Annotated in this window: 12 protein-coding genes; 6 read left to right on the top strand and 6 right to left on the bottom strand. The window is 64.9% G+C overall.

Features of this window, described 5'->3' with window-relative positions; genetic code table 11:
- Together E8L03_RS20090 and mnmM are read left to right on the top strand one after the other, a co-directional pair.
- Positions 1–2,754, top strand: a complete 2,754-nt coding sequence (locus E8L03_RS20090) for a hypothetical protein (protein WP_171268322.1) — start codon at positions 1–3, stop codon at positions 2,752–2,754.
- Positions 2,755–2,811: 57 nt separating this feature from the next.
- A complete protein-coding gene (mnmM, locus tag E8L03_RS20085; protein ID WP_171268321.1) occupies positions 2,812–3,405 on the top strand; it encodes a tRNA 5-(aminomethyl)-2-thiouridylate-methyltransferase MnmM in 594 nt (197 codons plus the stop codon).
- Positions 3,406–3,482: 77 nt separating this feature from the next.
- On the opposite strand, the gene E8L03_RS20080 is transcribed toward mnmM, so the two are convergent.
- The 3 genes from E8L03_RS20080 to E8L03_RS20070 form a co-directional block, all read right to left on the bottom strand.
- A complete protein-coding gene (locus E8L03_RS20080; protein ID WP_171268320.1) occupies positions 3,483–3,932 on the bottom strand; it encodes a hypothetical protein in 450 nt (149 codons plus the stop codon).
- 83 nt (positions 3,933–4,015) lie between these two features.
- Positions 4,016–5,269, bottom strand: a complete 1,254-nt coding sequence (locus E8L03_RS20075; RefSeq protein ID WP_144306723.1) for an FtsX-like permease family protein — start codon at positions 5,267–5,269, stop codon at positions 4,016–4,018.
- 34 nt (positions 5,270–5,303) lie between these two features.
- Positions 5,304–5,648: an STAS domain-containing protein gene (locus tag E8L03_RS20070; protein ID WP_171268319.1), complete on the bottom strand. Its 345-nt coding sequence runs from the start codon at positions 5,646–5,648 to the stop codon at positions 5,304–5,306.
- 123 nt (positions 5,649–5,771) lie between these two features.
- Between E8L03_RS20070 and E8L03_RS20065 the strand changes: the two genes are divergently transcribed.
- Positions 5,772–6,461, top strand: coding sequence for a helix-turn-helix domain-containing protein (locus E8L03_RS20065; RefSeq protein WP_244963742.1), 690 nt, complete (start codon positions 5,772–5,774; stop codon positions 6,459–6,461).
- 156 nt (positions 6,462–6,617) lie between these two features.
- Here the strand turns inward: E8L03_RS20065 and E8L03_RS20060 are convergent, their stop codons facing one another.
- The 3 genes from E8L03_RS20060 to E8L03_RS20050 form a co-directional block, all read right to left on the bottom strand.
- A complete protein-coding gene (locus E8L03_RS20060; RefSeq protein ID WP_171268317.1) occupies positions 6,618–7,907 on the bottom strand; it encodes a PilZ domain-containing protein in 1,290 nt (429 codons plus the stop codon).
- Between the two features lie 185 nt (positions 7,908–8,092).
- Positions 8,093–9,253, bottom strand: a complete 1,161-nt coding sequence (nagZ, locus tag E8L03_RS20055; protein WP_244963594.1) for a beta-N-acetylhexosaminidase — start codon at positions 9,251–9,253, stop codon at positions 8,093–8,095.
- Positions 9,241–10,515 (bottom strand): ABC transporter substrate-binding protein, encoded by a 1,275-nt coding sequence (locus E8L03_RS20050; RefSeq protein ID WP_171268316.1) that lies wholly within the window; start codon positions 10,513–10,515, stop codon positions 9,241–9,243. Before E8L03_RS20050 ends, nagZ begins: the two co-directional genes overlap by 13 nt.
- Positions 10,516–10,705: 190 nt before the next feature.
- On the opposite strand from E8L03_RS20050, the gene E8L03_RS20045 reads away from it, so the two are divergent.
- From E8L03_RS20045 to E8L03_RS20035, 3 genes are all read left to right on the top strand, one after another.
- Positions 10,706–11,941 (top strand): NupC/NupG family nucleoside CNT transporter, encoded by a 1,236-nt coding sequence (locus E8L03_RS20045; protein ID WP_244963592.1) that lies wholly within the window; start codon positions 10,706–10,708, stop codon positions 11,939–11,941.
- A 23-nt stretch (positions 11,942–11,964) separates the two neighbouring features.
- Positions 11,965–13,077, top strand: a complete 1,113-nt coding sequence (locus E8L03_RS20040) for an MltA domain-containing protein (RefSeq protein ID WP_171268314.1) — start codon at positions 11,965–11,967, stop codon at positions 13,075–13,077.
- A gap of 144 nt (positions 13,078–13,221) precedes the next feature.
- Entirely contained in the window at positions 13,222–16,062 is a 2,841-nt protein-coding gene (locus E8L03_RS20035) for a cache domain-containing protein (RefSeq protein ID WP_171268313.1), read from the top strand.
- The last annotated feature ends 16 nt before the right edge of the window (positions 16,063–16,078 follow it).

Raw genomic sequence — 16,078 nt, 5'->3', positions numbered from 1 at the left:
ATGCCCGTCATCCGCGTGACCATCTGCCCGTGCGGAGACAACGGCCTGGAGCTGGAAGCGCAGGAGGCGTACGCCACGCGCACAAAGATCACCCGCTCCGGCAGCACACTCTCCCTGCCGCTGGAGCCCGTGCACGCCTGCGCCGCAGCAAGGCGCATGGAGGTGAAGCTCATGCCGCGGGGGCAGTCGATGCTCTGCCGGCACGAAGGCAGGCTGACAATCCGCCGCGCGGCCCTGGCTCCCGGTGGCACAGCCGCGGACACCACGCAGAACAACGCCCACTACGATGCGGACGAGCTGATCCTCGACCATCTGGAGGCGCGGGTGTCCCACCCGGACCATTGCCAGTGGGAGCGCACCTACCTGGCCGGATCGCCGGACGGCGCCGCGCCGCCGCGCCGCCTGGGCTACGAGGTTTACGCCCACGATACCCTATCCGGTGGCATCAACGAGACGCCCAAAGCGCCGGAGGACACGATCTTCGCCATCAGCCGGCTGGCCATTGCTCCGGGCGAGCTGGCCATGTCCATGTGGCGGACCGTGGACGGCCGCGGCGTGCTGGACACCCCGGCCGCAGCCGCGTGGTTCCGCACCTGCTGCCTCACCGGCGGTTCCATCACCGCCGTGCACGGCGTGGCGGGCCAATCCGAGGTGTCCTACACCGTGCGCTGCCAGGGGGTGGACGTCCCCTGCCGCGCCACGGACAACACGGCCTACGTCGTGGGCGAATGGGTCTGCGTGCTGGATACGGGCGCATCGTGCCGCGCCTGCGACAGGACGGTGCGTTGCCGGGCGGAGACTGCGGAGACCCCGCCGCCGTCCGCGGGCATCATCCTGCCGGTGCGCATTCTGGACCACACGCTCATGGGCGCGCGCGGGGAGTACGCCCTGGAGTTTCAGAGCGAAGACCTGTCCCGGCTGCTGGGCCTGTGCCTGGAGACAGGCCAGGTGCTGGCCGTGGATATGGAGATGGACCGCGCGGACATCCATGTGGACGGCGCGGACCGCGTGCCGGCCGTGCCCGTGCACTACCGCTGTACTCCGGATGGCAGCGTGGCCGGCGGCTCCACCGCATTTTTGCCGGAAGACATTGTGCTGATGCTGCGGGTGAACCACACGCTGGAGCGCGTGGTGGTGGGCTTTGCCGACGGCGTGCGGCCGTGCCAGGCGCGACGCTCCACGGTGCTGTGCTTTCTTGTGGAGAAGTTCTCCTGTCTGTACGGAGACCTGGCCATTGCCGGCGGCCTTATGGACGAGGACTATGGTTGGATTCCCTCGGGCTGGTCCACGCACATTTCCCGCGGACAGCACATCGATGACGACCCGGCCATGGACACCTACATCGCGGCGTACTGCGCGCCGGCGTACAGCGCCTGCTACGAGAAGGTCTACGTCCGTGTGTGGGATGACGGCAGCGTGGAAGAGATCGCGGACCCGGAAGCCGCCAATCTGGAAATAGCCGACTGCTTCACGGCCACCCGTTGGCGCAAGCTCATTGCCCAGAGCGACGGCGCCCACTGTCCGGCCCTGCCCGAGTACACCAACCGCATGGCCGTAGGCCACGAGCTCGTTGCGCCCACGCACCAGGAAAACGTGCTGCTGCCGGACGGATCGCGCCTGGCCCTGGCCAAAACCATGGCCGGCTTTGCCGCCGTGCTTGTACCGCCGGCCACGCGGGACGATCCCGACCCGGCAGCGCTCTTCGCGTACGCCGTGCACGATCCGCACGAATTGCACGAGAAATGCGTCATGGTTTCAGAAGGATACACGGAAACACGCGAGACATGCCGTTACAGGATGCCGCCGTGGTACACGGCAGTTACCGGCCTGGAGTGGGGATCGTACTGCGCCTGCACCGGTCCGGTTCCATGCCGCAACATCCTGGACGACTTTTCCTCGGAACCCGGCGACCATGTGGCGATGTACTCCTGCCCCTGGTTTCCGGAGCTGCAGTTCGGCACGGGCCCGGCCTACACACAATGGTACATGGCCCACACAACCTGCGATCAGCTATGGTCCCGATCTGGCACATTTCGCGAGCACTGCGGATGCGTGGACGCAATTGCAGGTGAGGATACCTGCGATACCGTATCCCAGGGCGTGCAGACCATCTACATTCCACCGCAATATACGCGAATGGGATCGCATGTGGCCGCCGGTCAGCGCGACGTCATCGAGTATGAGGCGCAGTTCGCGGCAACGAACTTCACGGAGCCGCTCTCCATCGCCAAACCGCTGCCGGGCGCGTTCTCCCTTGCCGCCGGGCAGGATGCGGACGGTGGGTACTCGCTCCAGGCGCGCGGCGGCTGGACCGTGGAGTATGACAGCGGGAGCGGCTACACGGACGAAGCCATGGCGGAGGTTGCGCTGGGCTGCGACGTGCAGTGGACGCCGGCTAATCCCGAACGGCCTGGAGACGCGCCCTCGCTGCGACTGACTCCGGTTGCCGACGCCGAGACGCCTGCGGAGTGGGACGAGCCTTACCCGGACGAGCTGACCACGCGGCTCGTGGACAATCTGGGCCATCTCGTGGTGGAGACGACCTATCGCAAGCCCGCCGAGACTGAGATGCTGGGCGGCGTGCACCCGGTGGCGCTGCTTGCCCGCGGCCGGGTGTGGGCCATGGACATGGAGGACGAGGCCGCGCCCCTGGACGTGGCCGGCATTCTGGATATCATTGCGGCGCACGCCGGCACGCAGGGCTACGACTGCGCGGTGCTCCGGCCGTGGTGCTGTCTGCGGCGGCCGTCATGACGGCTGCGCCTTTCTACCATAACCCTGTACTATAACAGCAAATCAACAGACACGACGATGGAACGATACTTCGACGTACTCCGGCTGGCGCACGACGCCGTGGGCCGGGTGCTGCGCGATCTGGCCGAAGCTCGCGGAGATGGTCTCTGCGCCGTGGACGCCACCGTGGGCAACGGCCACGACACGCTCTTCCTGGCGCAGGCCGTGGGCCCCCGCGGCCGGGTGTACGGATTCGACGTGCAGGAGCGCGCCATAAAGGCCACGCAGAATTGCTGCGGCGAAGCAGGCGTAGGAGATCGGGTGACGTTGCTGCACGCCGGGCACGAGCGTATGGCCGAGCTGTTGCCGGACGATGTGACGGCGGCCGCGGTGATGTTCAACCTGGGCTACCTGCCAGGCGCGGACAAAAGCGTGGTCACGCAGCCGGCAACCACCACCGTAGCGCTAGACGCAGCCCTGTCCCTGCTGGCTCCGGGCGGCGTCATCAGCATTATGGCCTACACGGCCCATCCCGGCGGGAGCGAGGAAACCGAGGCCGTACGCCATTGGTGCGCCGGGCTGAACCACCCGTTGTTCAAGGCCATGGAGTACGGCATGGCCAACTGCCCGGAGGCAAAGCGCCTCTTCCTGGTGGGCCGTTTTCACGGCTGAGCCGGCATCGCCCACCACCGGCGGCTGCCAGGCAAGCCACGCCTCCGGCTATTGCAGCGCAGATCGCGCCGCATCCGTCAGTACAGGCTGCACCACCCGCGCGTCACCAGCACAAAGGGCTGATCCTCATTGAAATGCTTGCGGATAAAGTCCACCAGCTCCTGGCGCATGTCCTCGGTGGATGCGACGACAAAGCTGATGTTGTCCTGCCGTTCGATGTTGCCGTTGGGCCGCAAATGGCCGCCGTGAGATGGTCCGAGCTGGGTGAAGCCTCCAGCCCTGTCGATGAGCATCTTCTTCAGGGCGATAATCTCCTCGTGGAAGGCGTGGCCTTCCGGGGCCGTAGCCGGCACCACGAAGAAGTGGACATATGTGTTGTCGTCCACGCCGGCGGTGGCGTTCTGGGCCATGGCCGGCCGCGCCGCGCAGAGCATGCACGCCATCAGACCCGCCAGCAGCAACATGCACCAATGCCCGGCAGTTCCGGCCCGGGCGGAAACTATACGTGCGTCAATGAATCGCACCATATCCCACCTCCCTGCAATTCCATGCATTGTATGTACGTATGTTGGTCAAAAGAGCACTGCGGCAATTCCAGCATACGCCGGAATCATCTTCCGCGCAGCATTTCGCTGGGGTCCATGCCCGCCGCCTTGCGCGCCGGATAGAGCGTGGCCATGAAGCAGAACACGAGGGGCGCCACGGCCACAACGGTCATGTCCACCCAGCCCAGCAGCACGGGAATGGTGTCCGACGTGTACACGCCCTCTGGCAGGTGGACGAACTGGTAACGTTTGAGCAAAAGCGCCAGAGTGACGCCCGCGGCCAGGCCCACGGTTGTTCCGATGAAGCCTATGAGCGCGCCCTGATACATGAAAATCCGGCCGATGGAGTTGCGCCGCGCGCCCAGCGCCATGAGCACGGCGATGTCCCGGCTCTTTTCCATGACCAGCAGCACAAGCGTGGTGATGATGGAGAACGCGGCGAGCAGCACGATGAGCAGAAGCACCAGGAGCATGCCCGCCTTTTCCAGCTTCAACGTGCCGAAAAGGTTCATGTTCATGTCCATCCAGTCGCGCGTGTAAAAGGACGGCCCGAGCATATCATTGATGCGCCTGGCCATCCGGTCCGCGTTATACACATCGCTCACGCGCACCTCGATGCCGGTGACACGGTCCGGCGGATAGCCCAGAAGCCGCGCCGCCTGCTCCAGATCGATGTAGGCCACCGAGGAGTCGTAGTCGTAAAGTCCTGTGCGGAAGGTGCCTTCCAGCTCGAAGATGCGCACCGACGGCCGGAAGCTGCCGGTATCCACGCCGGTGCCGCCGCTCCACTGACCCAGCAGGTAGAGCCGCTGTCCCGGCTTGGCCCCCAGCGTCTTGGCCAGCTCCCAACCCACCATGATGCCCGGCAGGCCGTTGCCCTTGAGCTTGGCAAAGGCGTCGCGCGTTTCCTCGGCTCCGGCGCCCTCCGCTCCCTTGTCCAGGGAGAGCACCTGGGCCAGGCTTTCCGGCCGCACGCCGCGGAGCACGGCGCCCTTCACGCCGTCCAGGCCGGAGATCATCACCTCCGAGTAGATGAACGGCACGGCCGCGGTCACGCCGTCCATGGCCTTCAGCCGTTTCACCACATCCTCGTAGTCGTTGATGGTCTGGCGCATGGAGAGCACCATGATGTGCGGGCTGACGCCCAGGATGCGCATCTTGAGGTCGGCGTTCAGGCCGTTCATGATGCCGAAGACCACGATGAGTGTGGCCACGCCCAGGGCCACGCCGGCCACGGAAATGAGCGAGATGATGGAGATGAATGCCTGTTTGCGCCGGGTAAGGAGGTAGCGCAGGGCGACGAAGAGCTCGAAAGTCATGCGGAGGATTCGAAAATGGGTCGAGGGGAAAGGATCAGCGCGCGGCAAGCTCCCGGACGCCGTGCTCCAGCTCGTCGTAGACAGGGAATATCTTGTCGAGCTGGGTGATGCGCAGCACCTTCTGGACCGAGGCCGCGATGCGGGCGAGAGCCACCTCGCCGCCTTTTTCGTGGGCCTTGTTGCGCAGGGAGATAAGCGTGCCGATGCCGGAGGAGTCCATGAACTCGATCGTGCTGAAATCGATGAGCAGTGTGGAATGGCCGGAGGCGAGCAGCTCCTCCATGGCGAGCTGGAACTCCTCGCATACGGAGTAGGCCAGCTCCCGCGCTTTCATCCGGACGACGATGACGCCGTTTTTCTGAGTCGTCTCTATCTGCACCGGCGTTTCCCCTTTCGGGCATTGCCCCCTTGGCAGGGCCAGGCGCCCCAACAGCACCCACACGTGCGTCTCTATAGCAGGAACACCACGTCGCGGCAAAGGGGAAAAGAACACGCCGCGGCAATGGGCAATAATGCACCAACAATCGCAACCCCGCGCCGGCCATACCTATTTCACTTGCCTTCGGAAGTTTTCCCGCTTATATATGACGTATATCCAAAATCAGTCTTCATTACCCATCCGAGAGGTGTCGCGTTGGAAAACGATCTACGTCTCATCGGTGGCAGGATTCGTCAGGTCCGCAAGCAACAGGGACTCCGTTTGAGCGACCTGTCCAATTCTGCGCAATGTTCCGAGAGCATGCTCTCGAAGATCGAGAACGGCAAAGTCACGCCTTCGCTGGCGACTCTCCGTAATATCGCCAAAGCCCTGGACACCAGGATCTCCACCTTGATCTCCGAGGAGTCGGACAGCTGCATGGTGGTCCATGCGGGCGATCGCGAGATGGTCTGCATCAAGCACGACCCAGACATCGAAGCGGCCCGGATCATTCCGTCCGGATCGCGCAGGACGCTGGACGCCTACGTGCTCAAGATTCCCGCAGGCTCCACGTTCAACAATGGCTTCCCGCGCGACGGCGAGATGCTGGGCTACGTGGTGGATGGCGACATCGCCCTGGGCACCAGCGGCGAGGAGCACGCCCTGTCCGTCGGGGACGCCTTCCATGCACACCCCAAGATGCAGTACGTCTGCCGCAATGATGGAAACAGCATGGCCACGCTGCTCCTGGTGAGTATCATGCCGGGGTTATAGCTGGCGTCTCACGCGGGCCCGCACCGCGGGCCCCGGATGTATGGCGCGAACCCTCCGGACTTACGAGGACTCTGGCCCGGCTGAACCGGGCTACCTGCCGGCGGTCACCGGTACAGCGTGTCGGAGCATCTCTTTCCGGCTGTTTGTCTGGCCGGGTTATCCTTCGCAGAGCTTTTCCAGACGGGCGCGCTGCTTCGGGCTCAGCTCCTCGAACTGTGCGCCCACAATGTGCGGCGTCACCCGCATGACCTTTGCCGCCAGCTTCTTGATCTCGACCTCGCCCATGGAGGCGAGATCGAAGTGGATGAGCTGCCCTTCTTCAAATTTCTCGTCCAACGGCTTGAAGCCGATGCCCGTCAGGCTGATGTCCACGGCGGGCAGCGCGTCCCTGGTCTTGCTGTAACGCAGGCTGTGCGACACAAGCGGCACCCGCGGCGCACGGCGGCGCTCCTCCACACCTTTCCGCACGTCCGTCTCATCGACAAACTGCATGGCCCCCTCACCCAGGGCCTCCTCCTCGTCCGGGAGCCACTCCTCTGTCTCGCTGGCCGAAGGTCCGCCCAGAAGCTCGTTGATCTCCAGCGTGAGCACCTCTGCCAGGGAGGCGTACTTGAGGTCGGTCTCGGTCAGCTCCTCGTACACCGCCAGCAAGGAGCGTTTGAGATCTATATTCCTGGGCCACAGGCCGGCGGCCCGCTCGTAGAGCTTCATGGCCTGGATGGGCCGGCCCTCCTCCAGCCACTGTCCGGCCAGCAGGAGGAACGGATTGTCCGTGGTGGGATCGTTCTGCGCGAGCTGGTCGTGGATGTCCTTGGCCTTGGCGTCCTTACCGGCAAGGGCGAACAGCACCGAAGCACGCTGCAGATACTGCACGGCCGCCTGCGCCTTGCCCAGATGGCGCAATGCCACGGCAAGGCTGACCAGCAGCTCCGGCGCGTTGGGCTTGACCTTGATGATCTGCTTGAAGTCCGAAACCGCCTCGGCGTAACGCTCCTGCTTGAGCCGCCGGCAGCCGCGGGCATACAGCTCATGCAGCGTGTCCGGCCTGGGCGTCGGGGGCGTTCCGGCGCAGACCTCGCCCGGCAGCGCCTTGCACGCCGTCTCGTACACGGCAATGGGGTCGGACTCGGCAATGAACTGCGTGGCTCCCGCCTGCAACGCCGCCGTGGATTTGGCCTCGTCGTTTGCCGCCACGAGAACCGGCAGCCCGGCAAGGGCTCCGTTGTTCCGGAGCGCGCGCAGGAATGCGAAATCATTGCCCGACACCAGGCCGAGCCGGGCCACGAGCATCGCCGGCGGATGTGCGGCCATGGCCTTGAAAGCCGCAGACGGCGACGTCTCATGCACGGCGGCGACGCCGCCATCCTGAAACAGACGGGCAATCCTCGCTCCCCGGTGGGGATCGGAATCAAGAATGAAGATGCTGCGACCGGACTGTGCCTCCATTGGCTCCTCCAATGCACGTCCTGCAGACTATAAGCAAATCCTAATGCAGAGTAACAAGCCCGGCCTCGGGTGGCAAGAAAGACGGACAATCCTTGCCGGCCTGGGCAGTCCGAAGGGGACGAACGATGGAAACGAGCCGGCCTCCGCCTCTGTCTCCCCTCTGGTTTCTTTCGACAAAAATCGCGTCAGCGGGCGATGGAGTCCTTCAGCCTACGGATGCGCTTGTACGACCGGCGGATGCGCTGCGCATCGATGCGGCCGGCGCGGACCTCCTTGACCAGATGCGCAACCACACGCCGGGCCACGCCCGGATCATAATTGAGGTTGTTGCCGAAGAGCACGATATCCGCCCCGGCGTGTATGGCCAACGCGGCCGCCTTTTCCGGAGAGTACTCCTTGGCTATGGCCCCCATCTGCAAATCGTCCGAGACCACCACGCCGTCAAAGCCGAGCTCGCCGCGCAACAGGCCCGTAATGACCTTTTCCGACAGCGATGCCGGCAGCCTGGCGTCCAGCTTCCGATTAACGATGTGCGCGGTCATGATCATGTCCGCCAGCCCGGCCGCGATGAGCCGCCTGTACGGTATGAGCTCGGCCTCGGTCCAGGTGCGCGTCACGTCCGTCAGCCCCACGTGGGTGTCCCCGGTGGAGCTGCCGTGGCCGGGAAAGTGCTTGAGGCAGGAGAGGACGCCGTGCTCGTGCAGCCCCTGGACAAACGCCCCGGCCTGCTGCGCGACCACCTCGGGATCGCCGGAAAAGGACCGCCCCAGACCGCCGATGACCGGGTTCGCCGGGTTCACGTTCACGTCCACCACCGGTGCGAAATCCAGGTTGAAGCCTGCGGTGGCCAGGGTCTGGCCCATGGCGCTGGCCACGCCGCGCGTTGCCTCCGGATCGCCGGCCTCGCCCAGAAGCTCTGCGGAAGGAGAGTCCGGGAAGCCGTACCGCGGCTTGAGCCGCATCACCCTGCCGCCCTCCTGGTCCACGGCCACCAGCAGGGTATCCGGCGTCATGGCCTGGAGCCCCCGTGTGAGGGCAAGGACCTGGGCCGGGTTGTCAATGTTCCGCGTCCGGCTTTTCAGGGCCACGTCGTAGTCAAAAAGAATGACTCCGCCCACGCGTCCGGCCCGGATGTCCTGGCCTATGGCGCTCTCGGGATCGGCCATCAGGCCGCGGAATCCCACCATGACCATCTGGCCGAGCATGGCCTCCAGAGTGGGCTCGTCCGTCTGTACTGCCGCGCCCGCTCCGGCTTTTGCCCGATCCGCGGCAAACGCGCCGGCGGCGCAGAACATCACGCATGCCGCTGCCAGCAATGCCGCGGTCATCCTGCTTATTGTCGCCATTGGCTCCAGTCCTTCAGCGGCACGAACTTCCCGTCCGCCACCGTGGTGTAATACACGTCTTTCAGCCCCTGGTGGTCGTCCCTGGAAAAACGCACGAGCTCGTCGATGCCGATGTCCAGGCGGTTCAGCGTCTCGGCGGCGCGGCGGATGCTTCCGGAGTGGGAGTCCGGCCCCAGGCGCTGGAGGATGTGCACCATGACCTTGGCGTTGAGGAAGCCCTCGAAGCTCACGAAGCTGTACCGGGGCGACTCGTATCCCAGGACATCGAAGCCCTTGGGAGCCGAGGGCGCGTACTCGTCCATCAGCTCGCGGTACTCGCGCACGGCCGGCAGGCTGAGATCTTCGTAGCAGGGCACCACCTGGCTGTTGATGAGGTCGCGTGTGAGCTCGCCGCCAGCCTGCATCACCAGCTCAAGCATGTTCTCGCTGCCCACAAAGGAAAGGTTGGCGATGGGCACGTCCAGGCCGGCGGCACGCGCATCCCGGATAAAGGCGGCGCATGCCTCGTACGATCCCACGGAGATAATGGCGTCGGGCTTGGCGTCCTTGATGATTACGGCCTGCGCGGCCATGGACTCGTCAAAGGTGGCGCCGCGGTGGTAACTGGCTTCGCCCGCGATATCCAGGCCGCGTTCACGCAGTGCCCGGCGCACGCCGTCCCAACCGCTGCGGCCGTAGGCGTCCGCCTGGTAGAACACGGCGATGCGGGACCGGCCGATGTCCAGGAACTTGGACACGAGGCCGTCGGTTTCTTCGAGATATGAGGCGCGCAGGTTGAACACGTACGTATCGTACGGTTCCTCCCGCAGCGGCTGCCCGCCGGTGAAGGGGAAAAAGAGGGAGCGTGGCTGGCGGCGCTTCAACACCAGCAACGGCAGCACCCGCGCCACCGTGGGCGTGCCCACGTAGCTGTAGAGCGCGATGACCGAGTCGTCGTCCAGAAAGCGGATGGTGTTCTCCACGGCCGGGTCGGGGTTGTAGCCGTCGTCCAGGGTGCGCAGCACAATGCGCCGGCCGTTCACGCCGCCATGGTCGTTGATGTACTGAAAATAGGCATGGGAGCCGCGATACAGCTCGATCCCCAGCCCCCGGCTCGTCCCGGTGAAAGCGGCCGACATGCCGAGCACCAGCTCCCCCGTGAACGACTGCACGGGAGGCGTACCGGCTGTCTGCGCCCATGCGTGGCTGGTTGTCCACAAGGCTCCCAGAACGACGGCGGCTGTAAGAATGCAGGGCAGGTATCGATTGCGAGGTCGTGTCATCAGGTGTCCACCGCTGGTTCGTTGGCAATTCGCCTGCACGATATCGCGCCTTATCTCCCTTGCCAAGACCGTTGGACAAAGGACAAGCGTTGCCCGCCGCTGGAGAGCCGGGTAAGACGGAGATCGTCCGCGGCGAATGCAGGGAACAGCGCGCGGCGACTGGAGAACCATTCACCCCTGGAGACGAACCGTGCAAGCCGCCCTCGGCATCCTCGCATTCATGTTTCTCGCCTGGCTGGTCAGCGAAAACCGCCGCGTCATAGACTTCCGGGTCATCGCCGCAGGCCTGGGCCTGCAGTTCCTCCTGGCCGCCCTGCTGCTCAAGATCACCATGTTCCGCGATCTCCTGCTGCAGCTCAACAGTGTGGTGCTGATGATCGAGAAAGCCACCAGGGCCGGCACGACCTTTGTCTTCGGCTACCTGGGCGGCGGCGTCCTGCCTTTCGACGTCACCGGCCCTCCCGGCTCGGCCTACGCCCTGGCCTTCCGCGGCCTGCCCATCATCCTGTTCATGAGCGCCCTGTCCGCGCTGCTCTTCCACTGGCGCATCCTGCCGGCAATCGTGCGCGGCTTCTCCTTTGTCCTGCGCCGGAGTCTGGGCCTGGGCGGAGCGCTGGGCGTGGGCGTGGCGGCCAACATCTTCATCGGCATGATCGAAGCTCCGCTCATGGTGCGGCCCTATGTGCAGGCCATGACCCACAGCGAACTCTTCGCCCTGATGGTCTCGGGCATGGCCACCATCGCCGGCACCATGATCGTGCTCTACGCCTCCATCCTCGGCCCGATCATTCCCGGCTCCCTGGGCCATCTCATCGTGGCCTCCATCATCAGCGCGCCGGCCTCCGTGCTCATGGCGCGGCTCATGGTTCCGGAAACAAGGGACGCCACCCAGGGCGACATCGAGCTGCCCAAGGCGGCCGGCTCCATGGACGCCATCGCCCGCGGCGCCCTGGACGGATTGCAGCTTCTTCTGCATGTCGTCGCCCTGCTCATCGTGCTCATAGCCCTGGTGAGCCTGGTGAACCAGCTCCTGGACTGGCTGCCCGCCGTGGGGGATGCGCCCCTCACCCTGCAGCGCATCACCGGCTGGCTGCTGGCTCCGGTGGCCTGGCTCATGGGCCTGCCATGGAAAGAGTGCCACACAGCCGGCAGCCTGCTGGGCACCAAGGTCATCCTCAACGAGTTCGTGGCCTACATGAACATGGCCGGCCTCGATCCCGCAGCCCTGAGCGAGCGCAGCCGCATCATCATGACCTACGCCATGTGCGGCTTCGCCAACCTGGGCAGCCTCGGCATCATGATCGGCGGCATGGGCTCCCTCGCGCCGGAGCGCCGCAGCGAGATCGTGGCCCTGGGCTTCCGCTCCATCTACGCCGGCATGCTGGCCACGGCCATGACTGGTGCTATTGTCGGCATTCTCCTGTAAAAGGCCTTTGTATGAAAACCTGCATGCGCCTCTTCGCCGTGATCCTGGCCGTTGTCTCCCTGTCCTCTTCCGGATGCGCTCTCTTCGGTTACCGCCTGCCCGATGAGCCGCCCGGCCTCGTCTCCGACTCCCGCGCCCTGGAGCTGGTCCGCTCCGTGACTCCGGCGCAGCAGGGATTCGCCGCGTGGCGGGACTACATTCCGGCCTACGAGGCCAGCCTGAAGTACGCGCTCAGAAAGCCGCCCACGGAAACGTGCTTCTCACGGCCGTGGCTGCGGCTCACCTGGGGCCAGCTCGCCCTCACGCTGCAGGACCTCATCGCTACGCTGCCCTATGCCGACGCCAATCCGGACATCCTTGCCGCGCGCTTCGCCTGGTTCCGCATCCAGCCCGGCACACTGCTCACCGGCTACTACGAGCCGCTGCTGCGCTGCTCGCTCACACCGCGTCCCGATTACCCGTATCCTTTGTATGCGCTGCCGCCCGAGGCGGCACAAGGCGCGCCCATGCCCTCCCGCGACCAGATCGACCACGGCGGCGCCCTGGCCGGCCGCGGCCTGGAGATTGCCTGGTGCGACAACCCCACGGACGTCTTCTTCCTCCACGTCCAGGGCTCCGGCCGCATGGTCCTGCCGGACGGCAGCTTCCGCAACGTGCTCTACGCCGGCACCAACAAGCAGCCCTACGCCAGCGTGGGCAGAGTGCTGGTGAACGAAGGCTGGGCCAGCAAGGACGAGATGAGCATGCAGAAGATCCGCGAACTGTTCGCCGCGCATCCGGAGCGCGTGCGCGGGTGGCTGGCTCAGAACCCCAAGTACATCTTCTTCCGCCTGGCCGACGACGGACCGATCGGCTCCATGGGTGCGAAGCTCACGCCGTACGTCAGCGTGGCCTCGGACCGCTCCTTCATCCCCAGCGGCCTGCCCATGGCGCTGGTGGCGCGCCTGCCCGAAGCGCCCGGCCTGGAACCGGTGGTGCTGCACGGCATGATCACAGCCCAGGACACCGGCACCATGGACGGCAACCACCTGGATCTGTTCACCGGATACGGGGAGGAGGCCGCGGCCCGGGCCGGCACCATGCGCGACCGCGCCGCCGTGTACGTGCCGATATCCCGCCGCGCCCTGGGTCTGTAGGTGGATCGCGCCGCTGCCGTCGGGCGCATGGTTCTGCGGTTTGAGCTTGGGCGCGTCCTGTGTGGGCCCGCCCGAGCCTATAGCTTTGCTTGACAGGGAGCACGGCTCCTTCCATGATGCTTTCCCATACGGGAAAATAGCCACATGACCCCATCCGAGCAGCCCTCGCCCCCGAGCCGCGCGTCCCGACGCCACGACAGTTTTTTCTCCAGTTTCAAGCACGTCTACTCAAATCTCCGCATCCGCACCAAGTTCTTCCTGGGCGCAGGAGCGCTCATCGTCCTTGGCGCGGTCGTTGGCTGGCGGCTCACCTTCCCGCTGATGGAGGATATGGTGCAGCGCCAGGCAGTGGCCGAGCTTGAGAACTCCGTCACCCTGCTGGCCAACATGGTGGACACCTCGCTCAAAATGTCCATCAAGAACCGGTTGCGCGGCATAGCCGAGAAAAACAGGGAGATCGCGGCGCATTTTCAGGTCCAGGCCGCCAGCGGCGCGATGACTCTGAAGGAAGCGAAAGAGCGCGTCGCCGAGATATTCTCGTCCCAACGTATCGGCAAGACCGGCTACCTCTACGTCATCGACTCGAAAGGCGAGGTGCTATTCCATCCCAAGTCAGCCGTTTCCGGCGAGAACTTCTCGCATTTCGCCTTCATCCGCGACCAGATGATGCGCCGCATGGGCTATGTGGAGTACATGTGGCGCAACCCCGGAGAAACGGTCCCCCGCGCCAAGGCGCTGTACATGACGTACTTCGAGCCCTGGGACTGGATCATATCCGTCTCCACCTACCGCGAAGAGTTCGCCTCACTCATCTCGGCCCAGGACTTCCGCGAGGACATACTTGCCCTGCGCTTCGGCGCAAGCGGCTATGCGCTGCTGCTGGACGACAAGGCCACCCTGCTCATCCATCCGAAAATCTCGGCCTCCGAGTTCTCCGCGCTCACCTCCAGCAGCAACATGTCCGTAATCGAAAAGATCACGGAAAACGCATCCGGCTCCTTCCGCTACATGTGGAAGAACCCCGGCGAGGAAGAAGCCCGTCAGAAGATCATGTTCTACCGCACCCTGCCTCTTCTGAACTGGCACGTGGCCGCCACTGCCTACCTGGAGGAGTATCAGGCCCCCCTCGCCAACCTCCGCACCATACTGCTCCTGGGCGCGGTGCCGTTCCTGGCGGTGATGCTGCTGGTCACGGCGGCCATTTCAGGCTCCATCACCAGGCCGCTGCGCGAGATCATGCAGGCCGTGGCCTCGGGCAGCCGCGGCGATCTCTCCGTGCGCATCCATCGCAAGTCCGGGGACGAGGCCGGGCAGCTGGCCCACTACTTCAACCTGTTCATGTCGCGCATGCAGGACTACGAGCGCGATCTACGTAATGAGATGGACGAGCGCATGACCGCCGTCCGCGCCCTGGAAAAGGGCGAGAAGCGCTACCGCATGCTCTTCGAGTCCATGCAGGACGGCTTCGCCATGTTCGAGCTGGTTCCGGTTGCATCGGACATGCCTGGCCCGCTGACCGGCTCCGGCACGGACTTTCGCATTCTGGAGATAAACCCGGCCTTTGCCCAGCAGACGGCGCTGTCCCCGGCGCGGGATACGGGAAAACGGCTGTCCGAGGTGGCGGACACCTTGTCACCGTACTGGCTCCGGCTTTACCGCCGCCTGGCCTCCTGCGAAATGCCGGCGCGTTTCGGCGACTACTCTCCGGAGCTCGGCCGCTTCTTCCATGTCACAGCCTATCGACCCGAGGTGGACGTGCTCGCCGTGCTCGTGGCCGACGTGACCGAGGCCAAAACCGCAGAGGAGGAGATGCGCCGCGCAAGGAACTATGTGCGCTCGATGATCGACTCCATGCCCTCGGTCATCTTCTCCGTGGACCGCCGCGGCATGATCACCCAATGGAACGCCGCGGCGGAGCGCCTGACCGGCAAGAACCGCGACAACGCCCTGGGCCAGCACTTCACCACACAGTGGAGCCTGTTGCGGGAAAACGCCGATCTGGTGGAAAGCGCCCTGCAAAATCACGAGTCCACCTCAAGAAGCGCCATCGAAGAGCACACCGGAGACGAGCAGCATTTCTACGAGATGCTCGTCTACCCGTTGCTTATCTCGGATGTGGAAGGCGCCGTGGTGCGCGTGGACGAGGTAACCCAGCGCATCCGCATGCAGGAGATGCTGGCCCAGTCCGAGAAGATGCTTTCCGTGGGTGGTCTGGCCGCCGGCATGGCCCACGAGATAAACAACCCGCTGGGCGGCATCATCCAGGGCGTGCAGAACGTGCGCCGCAGGCTGGTGGACGACCTGCCGGCGAACCTCCGCGCGGCCGAGGTGTGCAACCTGGATCGCGAGGCCTTGGCCTGTTACCTGGAAGATCGCGGCATCCTCGGCTTCATCGAGAGCATCCGCGAGTCCGGCGATCGCGCCTCCAGGATTGTGCGGAACATGCTGGAGTTCAGCCGCACGCCACAGGCCGTGCGCGAGCTCGCCTCCGTGCACGAGCTCATCGAAAAAGCCCTGTCCCTGGCCTCCAGCGACTACGACCTCAAAAAACGCCGCAGCTTCAACTCCATCACCATCGAACGCTCTTACGACGAACGCGTGGGCGAGGCGCCCTGCTCCCCCTCCGAGATTGAGCAGGTTCTCCTCAACCTCTTCAAAAACGCGGCCCAGGCGCTCTTCTCCGAGGTGAGCACCAGTTTCAAAACGCCGCGCATCACCCTGCGCACAAAGCTGGAGGACGACGCCGTGCGCATCGAGGTGGCGGACAACGGACCGGGCATGGACCGAACCACCAGCCAGCGCATCTTCGAGCCATTCTTCACCACCAAGGACGTGGGCGAAGGCACGGGCCTCGGCCTCTCGGTTTCCTACTTCATCATCGTGCAGAACCACGGCGGCGAGCTTTACGTGGAATCCAGCCCCGGCCACGGCGCCACATTTGTCATCCGTCTGCCACTCACGGCTGGCAAGCGCCTGCATCCTTGAGTTTTTTTCCTGCTCG

The organism is Oceanidesulfovibrio marinus (genome assembly GCF_013085545.1).
In the GTDB taxonomy this organism is placed as follows: Bacteria; Desulfobacterota; Desulfovibrionia; order Desulfovibrionales; family Desulfovibrionaceae; genus Oceanidesulfovibrio; species Oceanidesulfovibrio marinus.
Note: the sequence above shows the minus strand (reverse complement) of the source record. Positions and strands in the feature narration are given on the sequence as shown.

Excerpts from the sequence above, each read along its gene's own strand:
- E8L03_RS20090 (WP_171268322.1), top strand. The coding sequence starts at position 1 with ATGCCCGTCATCCGCGTGACCATCTGCCCGTGCGGAGACAACGGCCTG.
- mnmM (WP_171268321.1), top strand. The coding sequence starts at position 2,812 with ATGGAACGATACTTCGACGTACTCCGGCTGGCGCACGACGCCGTGGGC.
- E8L03_RS20080 (WP_171268320.1), bottom strand. The coding sequence starts at position 3,932 with ATGGTGCGATTCATTGACGCACGTATAGTTTCCGCCCGGGCCGGAACT.
- E8L03_RS20075 (WP_144306723.1), bottom strand. The coding sequence starts at position 5,269 with ATGACTTTCGAGCTCTTCGTCGCCCTGCGCTACCTCCTTACCCGGCGC.
- E8L03_RS20065 (WP_244963742.1), top strand. The coding sequence starts at position 5,772 with ATGGGCAATAATGCACCAACAATCGCAACCCCGCGCCGGCCATACCTA.
- E8L03_RS20060 (WP_171268317.1), bottom strand. The coding sequence starts at position 7,907 with ATGGAGGCACAGTCCGGTCGCAGCATCTTCATTCTTGATTCCGATCCC.
- nagZ (WP_244963594.1), bottom strand. The coding sequence starts at position 9,253 with ATGGCGACAATAAGCAGGATGACCGCGGCATTGCTGGCAGCGGCATGC.
- E8L03_RS20050 (WP_171268316.1), bottom strand. The coding sequence starts at position 10,515 with ATGACACGACCTCGCAATCGATACCTGCCCTGCATTCTTACAGCCGCC.
- E8L03_RS20040 (WP_171268314.1), top strand. The coding sequence starts at position 11,965 with ATGCGCCTCTTCGCCGTGATCCTGGCCGTTGTCTCCCTGTCCTCTTCC.
- E8L03_RS20035 (WP_171268313.1), top strand. The coding sequence starts at position 13,222 with ATGACCCCATCCGAGCAGCCCTCGCCCCCGAGCCGCGCGTCCCGACGC.